The sequence below is a fragment of the Lacticaseibacillus sp. 30 genome, from assembly GCF_053819265.1.
The window spans coordinates 161,406-181,905 of the sequence record NZ_JBSOQX010000002.1 but is presented as its reverse complement, the minus strand read 5'-3'; the positions used below and the strand labels follow the sequence as shown (position 1 = coordinate 181,905).

Annotated in this window: 26 protein-coding genes and 1 other RNA gene; 11 read left to right on the top strand and 16 right to left on the bottom strand. The window is 46.2% G+C overall.

Annotated features, from left to right (window positions below):
• Window positions 1-51: 51 nt before the first annotated feature.
• Window positions 52-2,307 (bottom strand): DNA helicase PcrA, encoded by a 2,256-nt coding sequence (gene pcrA, locus ACWPAB_RS02400; RefSeq protein ID WP_003569744.1) that lies wholly within the window; start codon window positions 2,305-2,307, stop codon window positions 52-54.
• Window positions 2,308-2,772: 465 nt separating this feature from the next.
• Between pcrA and ACWPAB_RS02395 the strand changes: the two genes are divergently transcribed.
• The 6 genes from ACWPAB_RS02395 to ACWPAB_RS02370 all read left to right on the top strand — a co-directional run bounded on the left by ACWPAB_RS02395 (window position 2,773) and on the right by ACWPAB_RS02370 (window position 7,183).
• Complete coding sequence (locus ACWPAB_RS02395; RefSeq protein WP_003564461.1) at window positions 2,773-3,093, top strand: DUF898 family protein; 321 nt, start codon at window positions 2,773-2,775, stop codon at window positions 3,091-3,093.
• Window positions 3,094-3,124: 31 nt separating this feature from the next.
• Window positions 3,125-3,916 carry an SGNH/GDSL hydrolase family protein gene (locus ACWPAB_RS02390; RefSeq protein WP_003569742.1) on the top strand — a complete coding sequence of 264 codons (792 nt, stop codon included), beginning with the start codon at window positions 3,125-3,127 and terminating at the stop codon, window positions 3,914-3,916.
• 3 nt (window positions 3,917-3,919) lie between these two features.
• Window positions 3,920-5,116, top strand: coding sequence for a zinc-ribbon domain-containing protein (locus tag ACWPAB_RS02385; protein WP_003569740.1), 1,197 nt, complete (start codon window positions 3,920-3,922; stop codon window positions 5,114-5,116).
• A 135-nt stretch (window positions 5,117-5,251) separates the two neighbouring features.
• Window positions 5,252-5,428, top strand: coding sequence for a hypothetical protein (locus tag ACWPAB_RS02380; protein ID WP_003564455.1), 177 nt, complete (start codon window positions 5,252-5,254; stop codon window positions 5,426-5,428).
• A gap of 134 nt (window positions 5,429-5,562) precedes the next feature.
• A complete protein-coding gene (locus ACWPAB_RS02375) occupies window positions 5,563-6,870 on the top strand; it encodes a Y-family DNA polymerase (protein WP_003590324.1) in 1,308 nt (435 codons plus the stop codon).
• Window positions 6,863-7,183, top strand: coding sequence for a hypothetical protein (locus ACWPAB_RS02370; protein WP_003574405.1), 321 nt, complete (start codon window positions 6,863-6,865; stop codon window positions 7,181-7,183). The genes ACWPAB_RS02375 and ACWPAB_RS02370 overlap by 8 nt, the downstream gene beginning before the upstream one ends.
• Window positions 7,184-7,263: 80 nt before the next feature.
• Here ACWPAB_RS02370 and ACWPAB_RS02365 read toward each other — a convergent pair whose 3' ends face one another.
• Complete coding sequence (locus ACWPAB_RS02365) at window positions 7,264-7,767, bottom strand: hypothetical protein (protein ID WP_003564448.1); 504 nt, start codon at window positions 7,765-7,767, stop codon at window positions 7,264-7,266.
• Between the two features lie 24 nt (window positions 7,768-7,791).
• Entirely contained in the window at window positions 7,792-8,226 is a 435-nt protein-coding gene (locus ACWPAB_RS02360) for an ACT domain-containing protein (protein ID WP_003564445.1), read from the bottom strand.
• Window positions 8,227-8,674: 448 nt separating this feature from the next.
• Between ACWPAB_RS02360 and ACWPAB_RS02355 the strand changes: the two genes are divergently transcribed.
• Window positions 8,675-8,884, top strand: a complete 210-nt coding sequence (locus tag ACWPAB_RS02355) for a hypothetical protein (protein WP_003564443.1) — start codon at window positions 8,675-8,677, stop codon at window positions 8,882-8,884.
• A 61-nt stretch (window positions 8,885-8,945) separates the two neighbouring features.
• Here ACWPAB_RS02355 and ACWPAB_RS02350 read toward each other — a convergent pair whose 3' ends face one another.
• From ACWPAB_RS02350 to ACWPAB_RS02335, 4 genes are all read right to left on the bottom strand, one after another.
• Window positions 8,946-9,479, bottom strand: coding sequence for a GNAT family N-acetyltransferase (locus ACWPAB_RS02350; RefSeq protein WP_003569732.1), 534 nt, complete (start codon window positions 9,477-9,479; stop codon window positions 8,946-8,948).
• 268 nt (window positions 9,480-9,747) lie between these two features.
• Window positions 9,748-11,223 (bottom strand): sensor histidine kinase, encoded by a 1,476-nt coding sequence (locus ACWPAB_RS02345; protein ID WP_003564439.1) that lies wholly within the window; start codon window positions 11,221-11,223, stop codon window positions 9,748-9,750.
• Window positions 11,220-11,948 (bottom strand): response regulator transcription factor, encoded by a 729-nt coding sequence (locus tag ACWPAB_RS02340; protein ID WP_003564436.1) that lies wholly within the window; start codon window positions 11,946-11,948, stop codon window positions 11,220-11,222. Before ACWPAB_RS02340 ends, ACWPAB_RS02345 begins: the two co-directional genes overlap by 4 nt.
• Window positions 11,949-11,963: 15 nt before the next feature.
• Window positions 11,964-12,359, bottom strand: a complete 396-nt coding sequence (locus tag ACWPAB_RS02335; protein ID WP_003569728.1) for an SdpI family protein — start codon at window positions 12,357-12,359, stop codon at window positions 11,964-11,966.
• Between the two features lie 109 nt (window positions 12,360-12,468).
• Between ACWPAB_RS02335 and ssrA the strand changes: the two genes are divergently transcribed.
• The 4 genes from ssrA to ACWPAB_RS02315 all read left to right on the top strand — a co-directional run bounded on the left by ssrA (window position 12,469) and on the right by ACWPAB_RS02315 (window position 13,867).
• Window positions 12,469-12,832, top strand: a transfer-messenger RNA (tmRNA) gene (gene ssrA, locus ACWPAB_RS02330).
• A gap of 239 nt (window positions 12,833-13,071) precedes the next feature.
• Window positions 13,072-13,320: a GlsB/YeaQ/YmgE family stress response membrane protein gene (locus ACWPAB_RS02325; RefSeq protein ID WP_003568375.1), complete on the top strand. Its 249-nt coding sequence runs from the start codon at window positions 13,072-13,074 to the stop codon at window positions 13,318-13,320.
• A 15-nt stretch (window positions 13,321-13,335) separates the two neighbouring features.
• Window positions 13,336-13,476, top strand: coding sequence for a hypothetical protein (locus ACWPAB_RS02320; RefSeq protein WP_003568371.1), 141 nt, complete (start codon window positions 13,336-13,338; stop codon window positions 13,474-13,476).
• 37 nt (window positions 13,477-13,513) lie between these two features.
• A complete protein-coding gene (locus tag ACWPAB_RS02315) occupies window positions 13,514-13,867 on the top strand; it encodes a hypothetical protein (RefSeq protein WP_016380844.1) in 354 nt (117 codons plus the stop codon).
• 65 nt (window positions 13,868-13,932) lie between these two features.
• On the opposite strand, the gene ACWPAB_RS02310 is transcribed toward ACWPAB_RS02315, so the two are convergent.
• The 9 genes from ACWPAB_RS02310 to ACWPAB_RS02270 form a co-directional block, all read right to left on the bottom strand.
• Window positions 13,933-14,226 carry a head-tail connector protein gene (locus tag ACWPAB_RS02310; protein ID WP_003574397.1) on the bottom strand — a complete coding sequence of 98 codons (294 nt, stop codon included), beginning with the start codon at window positions 14,224-14,226 and terminating at the stop codon, window positions 13,933-13,935.
• Between the two features lie 55 nt (window positions 14,227-14,281).
• Window positions 14,282-15,838, bottom strand: a complete 1,557-nt coding sequence (locus tag ACWPAB_RS02305) for a phage major capsid protein (RefSeq protein WP_016382143.1) — start codon at window positions 15,836-15,838, stop codon at window positions 14,282-14,284.
• Window positions 15,828-17,006 (bottom strand): phage portal protein, encoded by a 1,179-nt coding sequence (locus ACWPAB_RS02300; protein ID WP_016382144.1) that lies wholly within the window; start codon window positions 17,004-17,006, stop codon window positions 15,828-15,830. Before ACWPAB_RS02300 ends, ACWPAB_RS02305 begins: the two co-directional genes overlap by 11 nt.
• Window positions 17,007-17,010: 4 nt before the next feature.
• A complete protein-coding gene (locus ACWPAB_RS02295) occupies window positions 17,011-17,190 on the bottom strand; it encodes a hypothetical protein (RefSeq protein ID WP_003574365.1) in 180 nt (59 codons plus the stop codon).
• Window positions 17,156-18,859, bottom strand: a complete 1,704-nt coding sequence (locus tag ACWPAB_RS02290) for a terminase large subunit (protein WP_016382145.1) — start codon at window positions 18,857-18,859, stop codon at window positions 17,156-17,158. The genes ACWPAB_RS02295 and ACWPAB_RS02290 overlap by 35 nt, the downstream gene beginning before the upstream one ends.
• Entirely contained in the window at window positions 18,856-19,326 is a 471-nt protein-coding gene (locus tag ACWPAB_RS02285; protein ID WP_003574359.1) for a phage terminase small subunit P27 family, read from the bottom strand. The genes ACWPAB_RS02290 and ACWPAB_RS02285 overlap by 4 nt, the downstream gene beginning before the upstream one ends.
• Before the next feature lie 116 nt (window positions 19,327-19,442).
• Entirely contained in the window at window positions 19,443-19,865 is a 423-nt protein-coding gene (locus ACWPAB_RS02280) for an HNH endonuclease signature motif containing protein (protein ID WP_016380371.1), read from the bottom strand.
• The gene (locus ACWPAB_RS02275; RefSeq protein WP_016380372.1) at window positions 19,862-20,047 is read right to left on the bottom strand and encodes a hypothetical protein; all 186 of its coding nucleotides are present in this window, start codon (window positions 20,045-20,047) and stop codon (window positions 19,862-19,864) included. The genes ACWPAB_RS02280 and ACWPAB_RS02275 overlap by 4 nt, the downstream gene beginning before the upstream one ends.
• Before the next feature lie 4 nt (window positions 20,048-20,051).
• Window positions 20,052-20,387 carry a phage head closure protein gene (locus ACWPAB_RS02270; RefSeq protein WP_016380373.1) on the bottom strand — a complete coding sequence of 112 codons (336 nt, stop codon included), beginning with the start codon at window positions 20,385-20,387 and terminating at the stop codon, window positions 20,052-20,054.
• Between the last annotated feature and the right edge of the window lie 113 nt (window positions 20,388-20,500).

Below are 20,500 nucleotides of genomic sequence, written 5' to 3'. Positions count from 1 at the left end.
GCCTCCTCTAAAAATATGCATCCCGACATTTCTGAGTCAAACTGCGAACGCTTATGATGCCACTTTGACAATCGGAGCAAAGGCAGCTAGCAGTCGTTTGATGCCGTTGTCTTTAAAAGCAATATCGAGTTCTTGATCATCGCCGGTACCCGTGACTTTCACCACGGTACCAGTCCCCCACTTGCGATGCTTCACCTTGTCGCCAGCTTCCCAACTGGTTTTGCCTGCACCTGTTGTTGGCGCGGCTTGCACAGTAACGGGTGTTGCTGTTTTTTGATCAGCGTGGCGGCTATACGGGGAGCTGAATGCGCGGTCAGTACGATTAATAAATGGAATGTCACTTTTTGGCTGGGTAGTGCCAATGACTTCCAACAAGTCAGGATTAATTTCTTCAATGAAACGGCTAGCAGGATTGTTTTGCCGTTGACCATACAGCATCCGGCCATAGGCATTGGACAGATACAGCTTCTGTTTGGCACGGGTAATGCCGACATAAGCTAAGCGCCGTTCCTCTTCAAGCTCGCTTTCATCCATGGAAGCCCGACTCAATGGAAAGAGTCCTTCTTCCATCCCCACTAAAAAGACAACCGGAAATTCCAGTCCTTTAGCAGCGTGCAAGGTCATCAAGGTAACTTCTTGTGCATCTTCTTCAACGTCATCCTGATCCGATAACAGCGCCAGTTCAGCCAGAAAATCAACGAAAATGTCGCTGTCTTCATTTTCCGGCTGATACCGGGAATCGAATCCTTGGGTCACCGAAAGCAATTCTTCTAAGTTTTCGATGCGGGTATCGGCTTCCAGATTGTGAGCCGCTCGCAGTGTTGATAAATAGCCACTATCCTCAAGAATTGCCTGCATCATCTCGGTCACGTTTAGATCTTGTCGCCGTGTACCCAGCTGCTGGATCATTTTACCGAACTTAGCTAACTGTCCGCGAGCTTTACCAGCAATCGGACTGAGTTCAGCATTCGCCGCTGCTTCCAGCAAGGACCAGTCATGCTCATTGGCAAAGGCCTCTAACTTCTCAACGCTTGTGTTGCCAATACCGCGTTTTGGTTCATTGACAATTCGATTAAAACTCATATCGTCTTCCGGATTGACCACTAACCGGAAATACGCTAGCGCATCGCGAATTTCCTTGCGATCATAGAACTTATGCCCGCCAACCATTTTATATGGAATATTGGACTTCACAAACGCTTCTTCAATCGCCCGTGACTGCGCATTGGTTCGGTACAGAATCGCAAAATCACCATATTTGCGATGATTATCGGCAATCTCTGCTTCAATTCGGCGAATGACAAAAATAGCTTCATCAGTTTCGCTTTGAGCGCGGTAATAGGTAATCTTGTCGCCTTCGCGATTTTCCGTCCATAACGTTTTGGCTTGGCGATTCTGATTATTCTGAATCACATCATTGGCCGCACTCAAAATTGTTTTAGTTGACCGATAATTCTGCTCAAGCAAAATGACTTGCGCCTTTGGATAGTCTTTTTTGAAATCCAAAATATTCTGCATATTGGCACCACGCCAGCCATAAATGCTCTGGTCGGCATCACCAACCACACATAAATTATGGTAGCCTTCTGCCAACATATGCACGAGCTGGTATTGTGCTTCGTTAGTGTCCTGATATTCGTCAACATGAATGTAGCGGAACTTACGCTGGTAGAATGCCAGTGTTTCTTTGTCTTTTTCAAAAAGCACGATGGTCTGCATGATGAGATCATCAAAGTCCAATGCCTGATCACTGCGCAGACGCTTTTGATATTCCGCATAAACCTGCGCCACAACTTTGGTGAAAGGACTGTTAGCCTGTTCATTGGCATAAGTTTGTGGATCCACGAGTTCATTTTTAGCGCTCGAAATAGCACCTAAAATGGATTTAGGATCGTAGCGCTTTGGATCAAGATTGAAATCAGCCAAAATATGCTTCACCAGCGTCAGTTGCTCAGCAGGATCAGCAATCGTAAAGGCACGGTTATAGCCCAGCTTGTCAATGTCGCGTCGTAAAATTCGGACACAGAGCGCATGGAACGTTGAGACCCAAATATCGCGCGCAATCTCAGCATCAACCAACTTGCCGACCCGCTCGCGCATCTCACGGGCGGCCTTATTTGTAAACGTGATGGCAAGGATGTTCCATGGATTGACGTGCTTTTCTTCAACTAAATAAGCAATCCGATGAGTCAATACCCGTGTCTTGCCTGAACCGGCACCAGCCATAATCAGCACTGGCCCTTCAGTCGCCAACACCGCCTCAGATTGCTTATCATTCATACCCTTTAATGCGGCATCCATTACCATTTAACGAATCGTCCTTTCAGAAAAACCAAGTGAAAAATTCCTTGACCTATTGTACCAAATTTTGGGAGGGAGCGTGAGCGAGTGGTCAATCATGACCTCTTTAAAATCAGATGTACAAGGTTTCTCGTCCTATCTGACGTGAGTCTTCACCTGTGGTCCGAGCTGGCTCCGCGGCGATTGGGCTGGAACGTGGTGGGCACAGCTTTGAACCCGCAAAGTGCGCGGTTTCAAAGTCTGGCCTTGTTCTAAAACGGGAAGCCCACCCGTTTAAGAACAATGTCACCACTGAGCCCATCGCCGCTCCGCCAGCTCTCTCTTTCTATTCAAATGGCAGTAAAACGCATTGCCACCGGTCTCTGTTGTGGCTGTAGGCAATAAATCAAAGGCTACAATTCAAGCATCCTCCTCCACCCTGCCTACCAGTTCTGCTACACTAGAGAAAACAAGTTGGAGGCAGCAACGATTATGGAGACGAAATATGGGCGGCACTCTTTTTTTGATGGTGGCTTGTTGGCTTATGTCGGCTGGACGATTCTTGGCACTTTGATCACGATTTTTACACTAGGCATTTGTTATCCATGGGCTTTGACCATGCTATATGGTTGGAAAATCAATCATACCGTGATTGAGGGTCATCGGATGCACTTTTTTGGGTCGGCCGTGAGCTTGTTCGGCAATTGGATTAAATGGTTGTTGCTGACAATTATCACGTTGGGGATCTATGGCTTCTGGGTTTTTATTAAATTAGAAGATTGGAAAGCTAAGAACACGCGGTTTGTTAGCTAACGCATCGTGATTGCATTGGAGAAGGCATGTTATGAAAAAGTTTTGGTTGGGTTTTGGTCTTTTATTGCTCATTTTAGCAGCTGGCTGCGGGGTACAACATAAAGTGGCTAAATCGAGCAGTTCAGCGGCTTCGCTTCGCAGCCGCAAGTCGCCTAGTTCGCGATCCTCAGCTGCGATTAAGCAGACAAGCATGCTCGCCCGGCTGAAGGCAAAATCACAAACGACGCTCGTGTATGCACCGTTTGGCGACAGCCTCTCTGTTGGTTTGTTTGCGGATAGTAAAACAAGCCGGTTTACCACCCTTTTTGCTGACCAATTACACCATTTGACTGACAAGACGGTGACAGAGGAAGGGATTGCAGAGGTGGGAAAAACCGCGACTAATCTTGGTGTCCCTGCTCTGCCAGCGTTGATTGCCCAGCATCCTGATTTGATTACCATCGAGTTTGGGACGAACGATGCGGTTGGCGGCGCCACACCAACGGCGCTGGCTGATTACCGCCAGGCGTTGACAACCATCGTGGCAACCTTGCAGAAGCAAACAACAGCTGAGTTGATCCTTATGACGACCTGGTCGCCAAACCATGGTCCTTATGCCGCCGCCGATTTGCAATTTGATGCTGTGGTCAAACAAATCGGTCAAACTTATCACGTTCCAGTTGCCGATCTGGCGACCATCTGGCAAAACCATGATGACGTCACAGGCCCTGCCGGTACAGCCATCACCGACTTCGCTGGTAACGGTCCGCGCGATACTTTTCACCCCAACCAGCACGGTCATGATCAGATTGCTGCCTTGCTCAAGAAAACTTTGGAGGAATAACTTATGCAAGATGTTTTAAAATTTTGTCCCAACTGCGGTCAACCAATTAAACCAACTGACGACTTTTGTCCTAACTGCGGGTTTGATTTGCGGAAAGCCCGACTTGAAGCCCAATCAACCCAAGAACCAGCATCGACGTCTCCTACCGAGGCACCAAAAGCAACTCAGTCTGCGACAGTTGCTGCTTCAACCCAGCCAGCGCAGCAACAAGTACATAAACGCCGGCGCTGGCCATGGATCGTTGTTGGTGCGGTTGTCGTTCTTTTAGGTGCGGCTTATCTCGGCGGATCAATGTACTATGGTCAAAATCGACAAGTCGCTGAGTTGGCTGATGAAATGACTAGTGGAGATGCCGATGACATGGCTGAAGTTGCCATTGCAAACGATGGCACACCATTGACTGAAAGTGATCTTAAGCCGCTCGCCCGTTTGACTAAGAATCGGCTTTATCGCAGCACCTTGCGAACCATGATCATGGACAAGCAAACCAATGGCATGGTTCAGGTCGTCAAACAAGGCAGTTACCTGCTACTTTTCCCGAAATACAAGGTTAAGCTTGGTACCGCCAACGTCACAGTCAAAACCAACCTTGACGCCGCTGCTTTCACCATGGATGGCAATCAAATTCAACCTGAAAATCGTTCTGGCAGTTATACCATCGCCAGTCAATTACCTGGTCTGTACGCCCTCAAGCTGAGCGGTACGCACGAAGGAAGTACGAAAGACTTCAATCGTGAAGTCATCGTCCCGCTTAAAGGGCAACCGGAAGCACTGACCTTGGATGCCGCAACCGCTGCTAAGACAGTTACACCAACGCATGACGCCACAAGCGGTTCTTCAACATCTGAATCTCATGATGATGACGACGATGATGATTATGATGACAATGGTGTGACCAAAACGAACCGCCAGTATCCTTCTGATGCTTCAAAGCGCAATGATAATCATTCAACGGATGGCGTCGTCGGTCGCTGGGAATCAGGCGACACTGCCACTTTCAACTTCAACAGTGACGGTACTTATACGGCGACCAGCAATGGCACGCCAACAAATGGTAAGTGGGAAGTTGTTTATCGCGATGGCAACATCTTGAATATCAAGTTCACCAAAGATGATGGCAGCAGTGTCGTCGAACCTTTCGCATTGGACGATGGTGATTTGATTGAAACTAATCTGAAGATTAAGTGGGATCGAGACTAATGCTTGACTGAGGTGAACACCCCTTTGTTCAGAAATAAGACTGGTGCGTGCCGCCTTATTTTCTCCCAATTCCTTCATCTAACGGTGTTATACTACATGCTGTCATGTGTTTTTAGTTGTTAGGAGGTCGTTGCTATGTTACATTCTGAAAAATGGCGGCCATTGATGGTCACCTTGATCGTGATCGCGGCAATTTTTGCAGCCTTCTTTGTCCTAGAGGCCTTCAGTGGCATGGGAATGGGCTTCTTCCACAGCAATATGATGTCCAACGTCTCTTCATGGGGCAGTCATATCGGCGGTTGCATGCGCTAACCGAAACAATTGCTTAACGTCGATTCAATCAAACCGTTGCGTTTTTTGACGCAGCGGTTTTTTTCTGGGCTGAAATCACGTTATGCTTGCTTATACAAACGTATGTTCGTATAATAATTGCAGAGGTGATTTTGATGGCCTACGATTATTCCCACGAACCGCATCGAACGGTTTTCCTGATTGACAATAAATCCTTTTACGCTTCGGTTGAAAGCATTGAACGCGGGCTGAACCCTTTAAGAACCCTTCTCGTGGTCATGTCCGAACAAGAGAATACAAATGGCGGCCTCATCTTGGCAACTTCGCCAATGGCCAAAAAAATATATGGCCTTAAAAGTAACGTTAGCCGTCAACGGGACTTACCTGTGGATAAGCATCTGATCGTGGTGCCGCCACGCATGAATCTTTACATCAAAAAGAATCTGGCCATCAATGATATTTTTCGTGAGTTTGTTGCCAATGAAGACTTGTGGCCTTATTCCATTGATGAATCCATTCTCGATTTAACGCACACATGGCGACTCTTTGGCAAAACACCACGTGCAGTTGCGCAATTAATTCAACATACTATTCGGCATCGACTTGGTCTCTACACAACAGTCGGGATCGGTGAAAATCCGCTTCAAGCCAAAATTGCGCTGGATGTTTATGCAAAACATGATCCTAATTTAATTGGTCAAATCTCCTATCAAACTGTACCAGATACCATTTGGCAGATCACCAATATGACAGACGTTTGGAGTATCGGTCAACGAACAGCAGCGCATCTCGCACGTATGGGCATTACGACAATGAAACAACTTGCTCACGCAAATCCGTATGCCTTAAAGCAAGAACTGGGCATCATTGGCACGCAGTTATTTGCGCTAGCATGGGGCATTGACCGCACAAAAATCAGCGAACGCGTCATCACCCGCGAACCAAGCATTGGCAACTCACAGGTTCTGCCGCGCGATTATAGCAATCAAGTTGAAATCGAAATCGTTATTAAAGAAATCGGCGAACAGGTTGCCGCACGGTTGCGGCATCATCACAAACGAGCTGGTGAAATTTCCCTAGGTATCGGCTTTTCCTATGCTGAAAGTGAAAAAGACGGACGCGGCGGGTTTCACCAAACTAAGCGAATTTTACCGACGAATCGGGACGGCGATCTTGTTGCCACACTGCAACTGATTTTTCGGCAAAACTGGCATGGTGAGGTCATTCGTAACGTTGCCGTTTATACCGGCCGCTTAGCCCCAGATACCGGCGAACAACTCAATTTCTTTGAGCCGGTTGATCAACAAATTAAAGCAACCAATTTAGAACGCACGCTAGATACTATTCGCGATCGTTTTGGCTTTAAGGGCTTGATCTACGCTAAAAGTGCGATGCATGGCGGAACGGCGATTCAACGGGCATCACTAGTAGGAGGACATAATGGCGGCAATAGCTATGACTAAAGATTTGAAGCTAATGATGGCGCGATTAACCCCCCTTTTCAAACGACGCCGTCAAACACGTTACTGGCTATCACTGGTCAATCAAACCTATACACCGGCATACAATTTTTTCATGAACGTTCAGCCTAAGGATCAGCGCCAACGTTCCATTCCCTTACACAGCCTGATCAACTATGATCTGGCAGACTTAGAAACCTTCATTGGCCTGCTTCGTCAGCACACGCAACTCACGATTGAATATGTCGGCTTTGAAGAGATGCGCTGGCCTGAATCAAATCGGGTGATTCAATGGCGGCCGCGGCGTGATGAATAAACGCGTCAATTTCAAAAAGTAGCCAAGAAAAAAGAGCGCTGGCACAGCACTCTTGCGGATGGTATTTTAAATTCATTTTGTTAATACGCAATTGAGTAGGAATGCCGCTCATCAACCACAAAGGACTCCGCCATTTCAGGGCCGTGCTGAGCAAGAATCTGATCAGCAAGATACGCCTGCAAGTCTTCGTGGAAGTAAGTCTCAAATCCAAACCCCCAGGCTGATAAAAGATGCCGCCCGCGCCGTCGACCCGCACGGAAATTTTCATAAATCGCGTGGTAAATCGTCCGTCCTGTCAACTTGACCGTCACCGGCAATACCACCCGTTCACCATGATGTTGAAAACGAACATTCACTGTTCGGAAAGTCATAAAGCGAATCACCAGCAATAAGCATGGAATCATGATACTGAGACCCACCAAGGCCACAAAAATGATACCGAGTACCAGCCCAACAGCGCTAATTGCCATGGCACCAGAAACGACCACGCTCAACCCAATGACAAACAAAATCAACAGTAGCGCGGGAAATAAAATCACACCGGTCACTAAGACCCAGAGTAATAGTTTAAATGCTATTTTCATACAGCCTCCAAATAATCATGGCGCTCATTCAACAGAAACCAGATGCACATCACTGACACCGCGAATGTCGCCAAGTTTGGTTACAAGATCATCTAACGTTCCCTGCAGTGCCGAAATATCAAATGACATCACAACACTAGCCCAATTATGGATCGGAATATTTTGGTTGATGGTCACGATACTAGCTTGCGCTTGCGACATGGTTGTCAGAACTTCTGATAAAATGCCGCGATCGTGATGCAACATCAACGAGATGACCGCTTTACGCGATGCCATTTCTGGGTCGGGTAAAAAAACATAATCTTTGTATTTATAATAGGTTCCACGGGAAATGCCGACCTGTTTGACGGCCTCGCTCACCTGCTTAACCTCGCCATTTTGGAGAAGTGCGCGCGCCGCTATGACTTTACCGACGACTTCCGGAAGCATCGAACTGTCAACAATATAAAACTGCTTCACGCTAAAACCTCCAAAACGATTGACTAAAACTAAATGTCCTTGAATAATAGACATTCGTTCAGATATGTTCATATTGTAACAGTGATTGTCATTTCTGCAAACCCACTGTCAACTTGTAAAAGGTTTGCAATAAAAAAAGTCAAGCAAAAAGACCGTTTTTACGGCCTTTTAAAAAAATAGCAGCGTTTTTGACCAGATGGATGATGACATTTTGATGAGCCTGAAAGCGTTTAAGTGAAGTGCCTTTAATCTTGATCGTTTTTGCGGTAGGCTAAGACTGTCGTTGCGGGGAGTATTAGTTAATTCATACAAAGCGTGCGCGGACACGTTTAGAAACCTGAACATCCGTGACTTGAAGCTTAAATGAATGGATCTTTGACCAGTTGGGTTTCAAATGTTTATGGACAGGTTTCTGCGCCTGCGAACGCATTTATAAGGGGGCCTTCACATGAAGGTACAGCATACATATCATCCACATCATTTCTCATGGCATTTTGTGGTAGTCGCGGTCATCATTGGCTTTGTCGTCTTCATTGAATGCTGGCCGCATGTTAGCGACAATACACTCATGGGAAGTGCTTTAGTCACTGGCGGTCTGTGTATTGGGTCAATCCGCATGGCTCATCATCACGACAAGGATCAGGAAAAACAAAAATAATTAAAAAATGAGTCGCGTTTTAAACAACGCGGCTCATTTTTTAATGTGGTGGTCTCAATGATTAATTCGCTATCTGGGTCAAAAAAGGTGCTGGATAATTGACCTTGCCGCGAACACTTGCCAAAACACCAGGCACAAGTTCCTTAATCAAATGGTCTTCAGTGACGACTGGGAAAGGCGGATCGAGTTTGTACTTGGCTGCTTTTTGAAAGCCAAGTCGGCCAAAGAATTGTCGATCGCCGACAACACTGACAAAATCACGCCGCAAATCAGTTGCTCGCATGTCGAGTTCAGTCACAATCGCGCCCCCAATGCCACCGCCTTGATATTCAGGGGCAACTGCTAACGGTGCCAGCGCCACCCCTTGCATATGGGCATCTGGCGTAATGCTGGCCGCGGTCATTAGCCCGTAGCCGACCAAATGACCGTCCATCATCGCCACAACTTCAAGGGCTGAATCATAATTAGGATCACGCCGCAGTCCGGCAACTAGCTCTGCCTCACCGTTATAACCGCGATTGCTGGCATTGAATGCTGCATGTAACAAGGCATCTACATCAGCAAAATCATTTTGTTGTATTCGTCGAATGGTCATATGCGTCTCCTTTTAGTTTATTAATTCTATTATACACGTTTCCATGCAAAGCCGTCGTTGTGAGGATTTGGACGCAACCCAGTAGCCAAAATTGTTATATAATTTTGGCTAAGCAGCTACTGCATTGTAAAAGCCCTGCCAGCCATCACACGCGGCAAAACTTTTGCTTAACAAAATCAGGCAATTCACGTGAGCGTGATGATCATTTCGAACGGTCCTAATGGCCTTTTTCTGGTGTATCTTGACGCTGCTTGAACTTGTCTCTTCTTCATGATGAGGTCTGCTGATCGGCTCCTGGCTGCTTTTGCTTAGGCGCTGTCGCTTCATCTGGGAAGGTCAACGTAAAGGTTGTACCTTTGCCTAGGGTCGAATCAACATGAATGGTGCCACCGTGTTGTCCCATTAACTGATGCACAATCGCCATGCCCAAACCGGACTCACCATATTTGGTGTTTTTACGTGATGGATCGGCCTTGTAATACCGCTCCCAAATATTCTTCATCTGATCCTTGGACATACCAATACCAGTATCGCTAATGGCAAATTCAGTCTGGTGATACCCCACTTTTGCTTTTATGGTGATTTGACCATTTTTAGTGAATTGGACCGCATTTTGGACAATGTTGAAAAGAATCTGAACGAACCGATCATGATCAGCATATGTCGGCAGATCTGCTGGGGCATCAATTGTGATCTTATCACCAGCCTCTTCGGATTTCTGCGCCAGCTGTTCCGCGATGTTATCAAGGTCCGTGCGCGCGTTAAACGTCTGTTTGCTGAGCAAAATTTGATTTGTCCGAATTTTTTCATAATCAAGGTTCTCGTTGACAAGCCGAATCAAGCGGTTCGTTTCGTTCCGCATTAATTCGATACTCTTTCCCTTACTTTCTTCAGGGATGGCATCATACGCCAAGCCTTCAAGTAAGCCATTGATTGTTGTCAGCGGGGTCCGCATTTCATGAGCCGCATCAGCCATAAACTGCCGGCGCCGATCTTCCTGCCGTTGAATTTCTTGCTGACTAGCTTTCAGTGAGGTCACCATGTCGCGAAAATCATCGGCCAGTTCCGCAACTTCATCATGACTGCGGCTTTTAATTTTTACTTCAACATCATAATTGCCTTCTGCCACTTGATGCGTTGCGCGCCGTAATTGATTAATCCGCCGCACCTGATAGGACGCAATGAAATAACTGATGATGAACGCCGCAAGCGTTGACAGTACGAACGCGATAAGCAAATTATGCTCAGTTTTGCTAATTGAACTTTGAATTTGCTCAACTGGCGCAAAGGCGGCAATCACAAAGAGTAATTTTTCACTCAGAAAAACCGGTTGATAATAGATCGTCATGCTTTGTGCATGGCCGCTGATTGGATTCGTCATCATCTCCGGGACGGCAACAGCCGCCCCTTGCTTTAGCTTTTTCCAATAGCTTGCCTTGATCGCTGGCATCTGACCTTTTTGGGACACAGGATATTTAGCAACGTTATTGGCATCATAAATAACAAAATGCACGTGTTGATCGCTTAAAATCTCTTCAGCATTTTGAATAAATCTGGCATTGATGACGTAAGTATTTTCATCAACCGCATTATTTTTTAAAACATCCGTGTATTGCTCTAACTGTTTAAAGCCATTTTCCCAAACCGTGTTCGTGGTAGACCGAATAAACAGAATCGAGACAATCACTAAGGTCACCATAATGACTGAGAAAAAGCCAATCAGTTGCTGGTAGAGCATTTTCATCGATCAAGCCCCGAATCATCAAACTTGTAGCCGACGCCCCAAACAGTTTGAATAATTTGCGGACCGACTTTTTCGACTTTTTGGCGTAGTTTTTTAATATGGGCATCTACAGTTCGTTCGTCACCGTAATACTCATAATCCCAAACCAATTGCAGTAATTGTTCACGTGAGAAAACCTGCTTCGGACTTTTCGACAAGGTATGCAGTAAATCAAATTCCTTTGGTGTTAAGCCTTCAATTTGCTTACCATCCAAATAAGCTTCACGTGTTTTGGTACTGAGCTTGAAGTGATCGGTTTCAACATCAAAACCGTCAGGCGGCTCGCTTGTTGTCTGCTCAGCACCCACTTCGGCGCCTACCTCAGCCCGACGATGTAGAGCCTTGATACGTGCAATCAACGTAATCGGTGAAAATGGCTTGGTAACATAGTCGTCGGCACCAAGTTCCAGTCCCAACACCTGATCACTTTCAGTATCGCGCGCTGTGAGCATAATCAACGGCACAGTTTGACTGATTTTACGAATTTCTTTTGCGACCTGCATGCCGTCCATTTTTGGCAGATTGAGGTCAAGCGTAATAATATCAAAGCTGTCCGGTGCTTCCTTAAACTTAGCAAGACCTTCTTCACCATCATAGGCGTTGACGACTTCCCATTTCTCTTTTTGAAAGAACATCGCCATCATTTCGGCGACACTCGTGTTATCTTCGATCATTAATAATTTCATGATGTACCCCTCATTTCACAGATCTTTAAAGCCTTTTTTGCGTTGCGGTTTCGGTGCATCGTCTGGTGACACGTAGTCATAAGGCAGTGCATCATGGGCTTGCAAATAATGCTTTAACCGCGTCTCGGTATAGACAAATCCTGGCAGAAACAACATGACGGCCAAAAATAGCCAAACAATAAAGAAATCGTCCCATGCCAGAAAATGGATCAACCAGCCCGCACCGGCTTCAAGTGCGCCTGTGATGATCAATGCTTGGCAAAACCAACGTTGTGCCAAGCGAAAACTTTCGGCATTCACCCCGGCAAGATAGGACGTGTAGCCCCAGAAACCAGATTGATGACGCGGTCGAAAAACAGCAAGAAGGATGCCCATCAGTAATTGCATGCATCCGGCAATAAGTAGAATCATAGACATGCCTCCATAAAAATAGCTTAAATCCGAAATTGATGCCAGTCTAAAACCAAACATTTTGACAAGCTTAATTATACCGTGGTATCATAAAGTTTGCACCTTAATCGGGGGTGTAATGGTCTCGACATTGCTTTTCGCACATGCAGTGCACCTCGGAGGCTCGGCTCCGTCATCAACGGAACAGTTAATATAACTGCAAAGAACGAAAATTCTTACGCTTTAGCTGCTTAATAACCAGCTAGCGTGATCCTTCCGACTTCGCTCAAGGGTCGGATCTGGGTCTCAAATTATTGAGCTACGGTTAATGTTGCCACCTGAGGCATTAACAAGAGACTAGTAGGTTAGCCGCCTTGTGTTAGCCTTGCTGGCTGGCGCGACATCGCGGCGAATTTTAAATAAGTCAGCTATAGGTGTAGAGCTGCATGTAGCAGGGGTGATGGACAGGAGTTCGATTCTCCTCACCTCCACTTATCATTATCATTAGCTTTCATCGGTGTTCAAAATGCCGGTGTAGCAGCATTTTATGTTTGGCAGATAGTCACTGATTATCATTAGTTGGTAACATCAGGTAACATTTAGGTAACATTTTAATCTGCTTGGCAGGCGGTGGCCGTCCATTATGGGCGGCTATTTTATTATCTCTTGTTGCTACTGTATGTTATACTGTGTTCGTCTATAGAGACAATATAACCAAAAAGGAGGAATTATCATGCATTTTCTTTGGGCTTTAATTGTTGGTGCTATTATTGGTGCAATTGCTGGTGCTATCACTAGCAAGGGCAAATCGATGGGCTGGTTTGCTAACATCATTGCAGGATTAGTGGGTTCTGCAATTGGTGAGGGACTTTTAGGCCATTGGGGGCCACAACTGGCAGGAATGGCTTTGATTCCTTCAATTATCGGCGCAATTATTGTTGTTGCCGTAGTCTCCTTCTTTGTTGGCAGATCAAAAGACTGATAGGAGGCCATCTTTATGGACGCTTTAAAAGCTGCATTTAAGTTTATGGTTGCTAGTACTCTCATCGTTGGCGGTGTTTTAGTTGCAGGTACAGTCTTCGCAGCTAAGGGCATTGATAATGCTGGAGATAAACTACAAGAAAAGCTACATGACTAACACAAAATAGCCACTTCATTATGAGGTGGCTATTTTTGTGCCAGTAACTGGTTCTGATATTCGTTGTCTAGTTCAGCCACGACCGTACCTCAAGGAACAGTCGTTGAATTTGTGTCAGAACGCGTCTGTCAGCGCCGTATTAAAAGTGGGTTTGAGCCGCTTAAAACTTTTTCAGCACACAAAAAACGGGCATCTCTGCCCGCCAATTGAAAACGACAAGTCACGTAGTCAGCTTCCAAAGCAGAACGATCTGCTAAACAAGAAACTGGCTATTTTTATGACCAAAGAGGTTAGTGTAATGATGATACTGTACTGCCTGGATTTCAGCGAGGCAAAAAGTAACCTGGTCTATAAAATGCGCCACCGGTTAGCTATGCCGTGCGTCGGTTAAAACGGATCTACCCGCTTATCGCCTAGGACTGTCTTAATTATATCATAACCTTTTTGCTATTGATACTATACGTTTTCCGTAAACAGTCCTCTTAACTGCTGGATCATGCTAACCACTGAATAAGGTGGCTCTTGGCTTGCTGTGGTAACTGCTCCACGATTCTGATACCAGAATTCGGTCAACATGGCCACGGCAATATCAAACTGCGAGTACGCTTGTAACTCATCAATTGCCGCTGTGCTGTCAACGGCATTGTGAACATAGTCTTGCGCCGCTGTCAGGTAGTTGCTGATCAAACTATCATCAGTATTAGTTTGCACACGCAGGCTATTTTTAATGTCATTAGTAGTTACAGTCATGTGCTCATCTCCTTATAAAAATAGGGGCGTACCCTAAGGCACACCCCCCACTAAATTATGCTTTTGGCGTGGCTGCTACCGGTGTGATGTCAACAATTCGAGCAGCGTCTGGATCAACCACTTCATAGTCGTTGCGGATGACCACGGCCAGTCCCTGAGAATAGCTATCGAACCGTTCCCATTGAGTGTTGACTTCGTTCTTTTGGGCTAAGAAGATTGCTTGAGCAAAGTCACCAATGATGATCCGATAGGTGCCAGCCTTATCAGTAGGAAGCACCTTATTAGAAATGACGATCACTGGGGCACCAAACAGTTGCTTGCCTGATGGTGCCGTGATTGAAGGTTGTAACAAGTACCGGCCTTCGCTGTCTTTCAGGGTATCAAGGTAGTTAAATGCGTCCTGATTGACGATGACGGACAGAGACAGTGCTGGATCTAACTCAATATTGAAGGTTTGCTTGATGTCATCGAGACCAGTACCCGTGATGTGCTTGAAGTTATCGTTGGTGCCCGTCTTGCCAGTCAGAACGCTGATAATGTTGCTATTGTCCGTGTTTTGTACCAGCTTCTTGAGTTGATTCTTAACCTCGGCAACAATATCAACTTCACTGTCTTCTACCAGTTCATTAGACAGATAGATCTTGCCAGCACGGGTAGCAACCTTATAGTCAACACCACGGAATAGGGTTGCATCGATCTCTGGCACGTCTGCAAGTTCTGCCTTGGTGGCTAAAACGCCATTGTTGGTAAGGGCGATCGGATAGGTGCCGACTGGGGTACCTACTTGCTTCACAGTGACGTATTTAGCCAGATCATAATCGGATTCCTTTAGATTCCAGACGTCTTCGATGACTTCTTTAGGAACGACTGCACCAGCAGTGGTTGTCGTTAAACCGTCTCGTTGCTCACCCATGCTGCGGATGTAATCTTCATACGCGCGGGACTCGGTATGTTCTTTGTTGTCGATAATTGTTTTTTCAGTCATGGTTTTATCTCCTTTTTCTGATTGTTCAGTATTAGTTTTCAGCCACTCAGTGTAGCTGCGTTTGTCCACTTGGACGTTGGTATCGTCATACGCTGGAATAGCTACCAGTGAGACGTCAAACAAGCTCTTTACTTGCTTGATGGTGCGGATCACTTGCCCACTGTCGTCCTTAGTGAACGTGTCACCGTCTGGCGCAGCATTGAAAGTAAAACTCATGGCTGACAGATTACCAGCTTGGACGTTGTTATAAGCATCATTGGCTGTGGTCGTATCGGGTAAGGTTGCTTCAAACTGCAAGCCTTTATCATCGACATTTAGACTCAAGGTGCCAGCCTTAGTACTGGCTAAGACTTGGCTAAAATCATGGTTTGAAACCATATAGACGTCTGATAGATCCACATTGTCGAATGCGTGCGGATCAACGACTTCTTTAAAACCACCGAGATCCTTACTTGGGCTATTGAAAACTACTGCATAACCACTTAGTTTCTTTGGCCCGCTAGTGGTGTCGTCCTGTTGCTGTGTGTCTGGATTGTCTTGGTCTTGACTGTCGTCTGCTGTGGTAGGATCAGCGGCAGTTAGATCAGCGTCAGGATTCAGGCGCTTTTCTACGTCATCATTGTTCATTTGACGCACTTCCTTTCTGTTTATCTTGATAAGTGACAAGGTTGCTTAGCGGCGTATAGTTCAGGCTGGCCATGATCTCATCACCACCGGTAATTGGTGACAGGTTTAATCTTGCTCGTGCTTCATTAGTGGTCAGAACACCGCCTTGCAGCCCCTTAACTGCTAGTTCTTGCATCGTTGCTGGGTCTGCACTGAACAGCTTGTCAGTGTTGAAGCTGAATCGATTATCGCCAGTCGAAAGTTTAGCATCCATCTCACTTGTGAAGCAGGTAAAATACTGAATCAGTGTGTTTTGCAGATAAACCAAATTCGACTGTACGGCATTAGAGTGCTCGCTTTCGATACCCAGCCGATCCAATGGTAACCCGAACGCTTTAGCAATCTGTTTAGTTGTCCAATCGCTAGAATTGACTAGATTAAGCACGTCAGTATTAACTTCGAGTTGCTTATAGTCCATATCATTGTCGAGAATGATTGTCTTGAGGGCATTATCACCACTGTTGGCAGCTTCAAATTTATGACGGATGTTTTCTTTGGCCTTGGTGTCTAGCTGGGTCTTGTTGACTTTAAGAATGCCTGTCCCTTGGACACCGGAGTTAAAGAAACCTTTCAGCAACGCATGCCCAGACTTTTGTACCCCAACCTCATCACGGAGGCTATAAAGTGGTGATAGTCCTTTGTAACCGTCTTGTGTGAAGCACTTGAAGTGTAAGACCTCACTGGCATTTAAACGCTGTGAACGACCGCTGTCAGGCGTGTATTCGTAACTGATAATGCCGGTCGTATCATCTTGTTTAACCACCATTTGACTGTTGGGGACTAACTCGAAGCCAGTGACTTGTCCGCTAGGATTTTTAGTAACCCGTGCAAAGCTGTTACCATTCAGCAGCATGTTAGCAGCTAGGGCAAACTTGAACCCCCACGCGGTCATGTGGTCATTGGGTGCTTTGTTAAGGAGCACGCTGATGCGCTTGTCACTATATTCAATCGGATTAGTTGCAAGATCACTGGCAATCACGCGCACCGCTGTAAACACATCCGAATTACGTAAAGCACCAATCCCCACATATAAGCCGCTGTCATTGCTGGTCATGCTGACAAGCGCATCTAAGAACGGGTCGCTGTTGTCATCGCGTGGTTGTGTTGTGTCATTCGTGAAAAAGCTCATTGTTTCACCTCCCTTTGTTGAAGTTGATGATGACTGCGACGGAGATCAAGGCCGTGCCGACTGCTAACATACCAACGCCAAACCCGAACAGCCACCAGATCCCGACAACCATACAGATCAGCCCCAGCAGTAATAGCACGGTCTGCACATTAAAAACTAAAGTCATCGCTCGAATAAAAACCATTATCTGCTACCTCGCTTTCCTTGCTTTGATCCATTGCAATTGTGTAAGCATTCATCAGTGCGGCTATGGGATCAATCTTTGTAGCGTTGTGAGCCTTATCTATCATTGGGTTGGAATTGGAATCGTATTTCAGAATAGCGTTGTTCACCGCATAGGCCAGTAACTGATTATCAGGGTGCTTTAACTTGCCATTGAAGAGATCGTCACGGAAACGTGTTGTAGGGGTCGACAATGTTCTAACACCTTGCCTCACCTCAAACAGTGGTAAATTACGTTTTTCAAATTCAGGTATCAGGTATCCCATGGCGAAGGGATCGTAACAGATGGCACGCACGTTCCAGCGGTTCCGCTCGATCATGTCGAGAATGAAGCGGAGCACGTCGTCATAGTCGATCATGCCGCTGTCGAGTTTGGTGATACTGCACTCGCCGCGCTGTTCTCCAGCGATGTAATCGAACCCGTCACGCTTGATCTTTTCTTCCAGTCCGTACTTCGTTCCTACGAATGAATGGCTGTCAGCATACAGGTAGCCATCTTCTGGAACCAGCCACGAAATGCTAGTCAGGTCGCTAGACTTAGAGAGATCCAGCCCGATATACACGTCCTTGTCTCTGGTCTCTGGTGGCTCGATAGTGGCTTTCTCCCAGTCGTCCAGACTGATGTAACTGTCTGCTCTGGCTGATTGCCACATGTTGAAGTTCTTGACGAGAATTGGCCGCAGGGTTCCTTGCTTGGCTGCTAGATCAACATCAGCTTGCAAGCTAGGCCGCATTGTCCTTGCTCTTTCAGCATTAGCCAGTAGTGGATTGGACTTCTCCCAAGTCTCTGGCGCAAAGGCTTCGTCTTTGCTATCCTGCTCAAAAATGGCAATAAAATACCGATCAGCTTGTTCGCGACCGGTTAGGACTTTGGAAACGAATTTGTATTCCTTATACATAGGACCATTCAGGTCTGGTCCCGTGGTTGAGATGACGGCTAGTAAACTGTTATCACTGTTGATCTGGCCAGATTTGAGTGTTCGTAGAATCTCATCGGTACGAGCTAAGGCGAACTCATCAATAATAGCCAAGTCACTTTGATAGCCATCTAGGCTGTGCAGATCAGACGCAAGCGGCACGGCTCGGCTGTTGCTCGGCAAGTCAATGATCTCATTGCGGTTAATCCTCAAACGTTCTCGCACAGAGGTAGAAACTTTCCAAACTTGACGTAAGCCGCTAGACAACATATCGAATGCTAAGTGTGCTTGAGCGTTGCTGTTGGCTGTATAGACGATCTCTCGGTTCATGGCTGGCTTGTTCTCCCTGAGGAGATACAACGCACCTAGATCAGCCATCAGGAAGCTCTTACCATTCTTGCGTGCCATGCTGATGTAGGCTCGATCATACCGGCGGTTGCCAGTTTCCTTATCACGCCAGCCGAACAGCTCTGAAATCAACCACTTCTGAAACAGCTCTAACTTGAGTGGTGACCCATCACGTGCCGGCATAAGTTCGATGAATTCAATGGCTTTGTTGGCAAAGTCCTCATCGAAGTAATACGGCCATGGGTTCTTCTTGCGCTTGCTGGCTTTCAGGTCCCGCCGATAACGTCTTGCTGCTTGCTTAATCTTTTTACAAGCAACAATCTCACCACTTAGCACCTTGTCGGTGTATTCAGTCGCATAGTTCACGATGACATCAGCTCCGCGAACGGATCGTCAGGCTTCTTCTTAGTCTCATTCTTCACTGCCAACTTTGCCCGGCTGTAGACTGACAAGCCAAGCAAGTCATCAATACGGATCATCTGATTAGTGGCATCAAGTTTCATTTTGACTGCTGGGTTAGCTTTCACACTATCGGTGGTTTCAACCATCATGCCTTGTTCTTTAACCAGCTCGGCAGCTTTCTGAATGTCAGAATAGGCTTGGCAATGACTGGCAATCAGGGCAGCATCCAGTTCACTCACTGGAATGTCTTTTTTGAGCAATGGTACAATACGCTGCCATTCTGTCACTGCATATTCATCAAGCCATGTAGGGGGCTGATCAACTAATTCTTTATAGGTGAATAGTGATTCTTCCATGTCACGCCGGTCTGCCAGCTTCTTTTTACTCATTGCACCGCGCATTTGCGTAATAGATTTCAGTGGTGCTCCCATCTCGATCACGTCCTTTCTTTATAATTACAATTAGACTTATCTAACTTAATTATAACACATAGTACCAAATACCCATGATATATTACGGTTATCACGGATTTTCAACAACGAAACTCCTATGCTTGGTTCACAAGACTAGATGACATAGCCCCCGTATTTATGTGGGGGTAGCGTGCCGCGTCTTCTACTTTCGTTTTGGTTCCGTGGCAAGCATTACACAGACTTTGTAAGTTGCTCTCGTCCAGTCTGCGGTTCCAGTCCACACGTATCGGCACAATATGATCTACCACGTCAGCTTGTACATATAACCCCTTTGCTTGGCATCGCTCGCACAGTGGATGTGCTAGACGATACGAGTAAGACAGCTTACGCCACACCTTGGACTTGTAGAACTTGAAGTAACGACCACCAATTGCTTTGCGATATGCGTAGCGTTCGTTGTCGGACGCTCGTGGTTCTGGATGGTGCTTATCACAGTACCGTTGATTGAACGGCACCATGGTGTTGCACCCAGCATGGTTACACAGCTTCATAATCATGACAACACGCCTGCCGTTTCTGTTTCATGCTTATCGTCGCGATAGTAAAGCTGAACGGTTATCATATTATCTGGTGCAGAGAATACCCGAATGAATCCGACTTGCCACCTGTGTAACATCATGAACTTGTCGATGACACCGTTTAGTTCTCCTTGATACGCAGTATATTCAAATAGTTTCATCGTTCTAAGCTCCTTTGGTTGTCTTCTTGAGTGTCACAACATCGAATGCATTGGGATCATCATCATAGGCGATGGACTGAATCGCGAACAAGGTGCCATTAAGTTTTACCTGTGTGCTGTCATCTATCGCGTCAGTGTGGCGTACTACGATCGATATAGTGTCCGCTAGGTCTGTGCCCGTGATCTGGTAGGTCTGTGTCACAGTGCGGTTATATGATCCATAGAACAGGGTACCAGTCGTCTCAAACGTAGAGATGTTAATACCTGCACCAGTCCTGCGACTAACTGTCTTACCGATTTCAGCCACCTTGTTCAGACGGGCAATTGAATAGTTCTTCATGCTATTCCTCCTGTAAAAATATTTGGTAAAATCGCAAAATTTTCGGTACTTCGGTGACAAGCACTTATAAACGCCTATATATCAACGCTCTACTGTCACCGAACTTCAAATAT

Coding starts and splice junctions, on each gene's coding strand:
- pcrA (WP_003569744.1), bottom strand. CDS start 2,307: ATGGTAATGGATGCCGCATTAAAGGGTATGAATGATAAGCAATCTGAG.
- ACWPAB_RS02395 (WP_003564461.1), top strand. CDS start 2,773: ATGGAGACGAAATATGGGCGGCACTCTTTTTTTGATGGTGGCTTGTTG.
- ACWPAB_RS02390 (WP_003569742.1), top strand. CDS start 3,125: ATGAAAAAGTTTTGGTTGGGTTTTGGTCTTTTATTGCTCATTTTAGCA.
- ACWPAB_RS02385 (WP_003569740.1), top strand. CDS start 3,920: ATGCAAGATGTTTTAAAATTTTGTCCCAACTGCGGTCAACCAATTAAA.
- ACWPAB_RS02380 (WP_003564455.1), top strand. CDS start 5,252: ATGTTACATTCTGAAAAATGGCGGCCATTGATGGTCACCTTGATCGTG.
- ACWPAB_RS02375 (WP_003590324.1), top strand. CDS start 5,563: ATGGCCTACGATTATTCCCACGAACCGCATCGAACGGTTTTCCTGATT.
- ACWPAB_RS02370 (WP_003574405.1), top strand. CDS start 6,863: ATGACTAAAGATTTGAAGCTAATGATGGCGCGATTAACCCCCCTTTTC.
- ACWPAB_RS02365 (WP_003564448.1), bottom strand. CDS start 7,767: ATGAAAATAGCATTTAAACTATTACTCTGGGTCTTAGTGACCGGTGTG.
- ACWPAB_RS02355 (WP_003564443.1), top strand. CDS start 8,675: ATGAAGGTACAGCATACATATCATCCACATCATTTCTCATGGCATTTT.
- ACWPAB_RS02350 (WP_003569732.1), bottom strand. CDS start 9,479: ATGACCATTCGACGAATACAACAAAATGATTTTGCTGATGTAGATGCC.
- ACWPAB_RS02345 (WP_003564439.1), bottom strand. CDS start 11,223: ATGAAAATGCTCTACCAGCAACTGATTGGCTTTTTCTCAGTCATTATG.
- ACWPAB_RS02340 (WP_003564436.1), bottom strand. CDS start 11,948: ATGAAATTATTAATGATCGAAGATAACACGAGTGTCGCCGAAATGATG.
- ACWPAB_RS02335 (WP_003569728.1), bottom strand. CDS start 12,359: ATGATTCTACTTATTGCCGGATGCATGCAATTACTGATGGGCATCCTT.
- ACWPAB_RS02325 (WP_003568375.1), top strand. CDS start 13,072: ATGCATTTTCTTTGGGCTTTAATTGTTGGTGCTATTATTGGTGCAATT.
- ACWPAB_RS02320 (WP_003568371.1), top strand. CDS start 13,336: ATGGACGCTTTAAAAGCTGCATTTAAGTTTATGGTTGCTAGTACTCTC.
- ACWPAB_RS02310 (WP_003574397.1), bottom strand. CDS start 14,226: ATGACTGTAACTACTAATGACATTAAAAATAGCCTGCGTGTGCAAACT.
- ACWPAB_RS02305 (WP_016382143.1), bottom strand. CDS start 15,838: ATGAACAATGATGACGTAGAAAAGCGCCTGAATCCTGACGCTGATCTA.
- ACWPAB_RS02300 (WP_016382144.1), bottom strand. CDS start 17,006: ATGAGCTTTTTCACGAATGACACAACACAACCACGCGATGACAACAGC.
- ACWPAB_RS02295 (WP_003574365.1), bottom strand. CDS start 17,190: ATGGTTTTTATTCGAGCGATGACTTTAGTTTTTAATGTGCAGACCGTG.
- ACWPAB_RS02285 (WP_003574359.1), bottom strand. CDS start 19,326: ATGGGAGCACCACTGAAATCTATTACGCAAATGCGCGGTGCAATGAGT.
- ACWPAB_RS02280 (WP_016380371.1), bottom strand. CDS start 19,865: ATGATTATGAAGCTGTGTAACCATGCTGGGTGCAACACCATGGTGCCG.
- ACWPAB_RS02275 (WP_016380372.1), bottom strand. CDS start 20,047: ATGAAACTATTTGAATATACTGCGTATCAAGGAGAACTAAACGGTGTC.
- ACWPAB_RS02270 (WP_016380373.1), bottom strand. CDS start 20,387: ATGAAGAACTATTCAATTGCCCGTCTGAACAAGGTGGCTGAAATCGGT.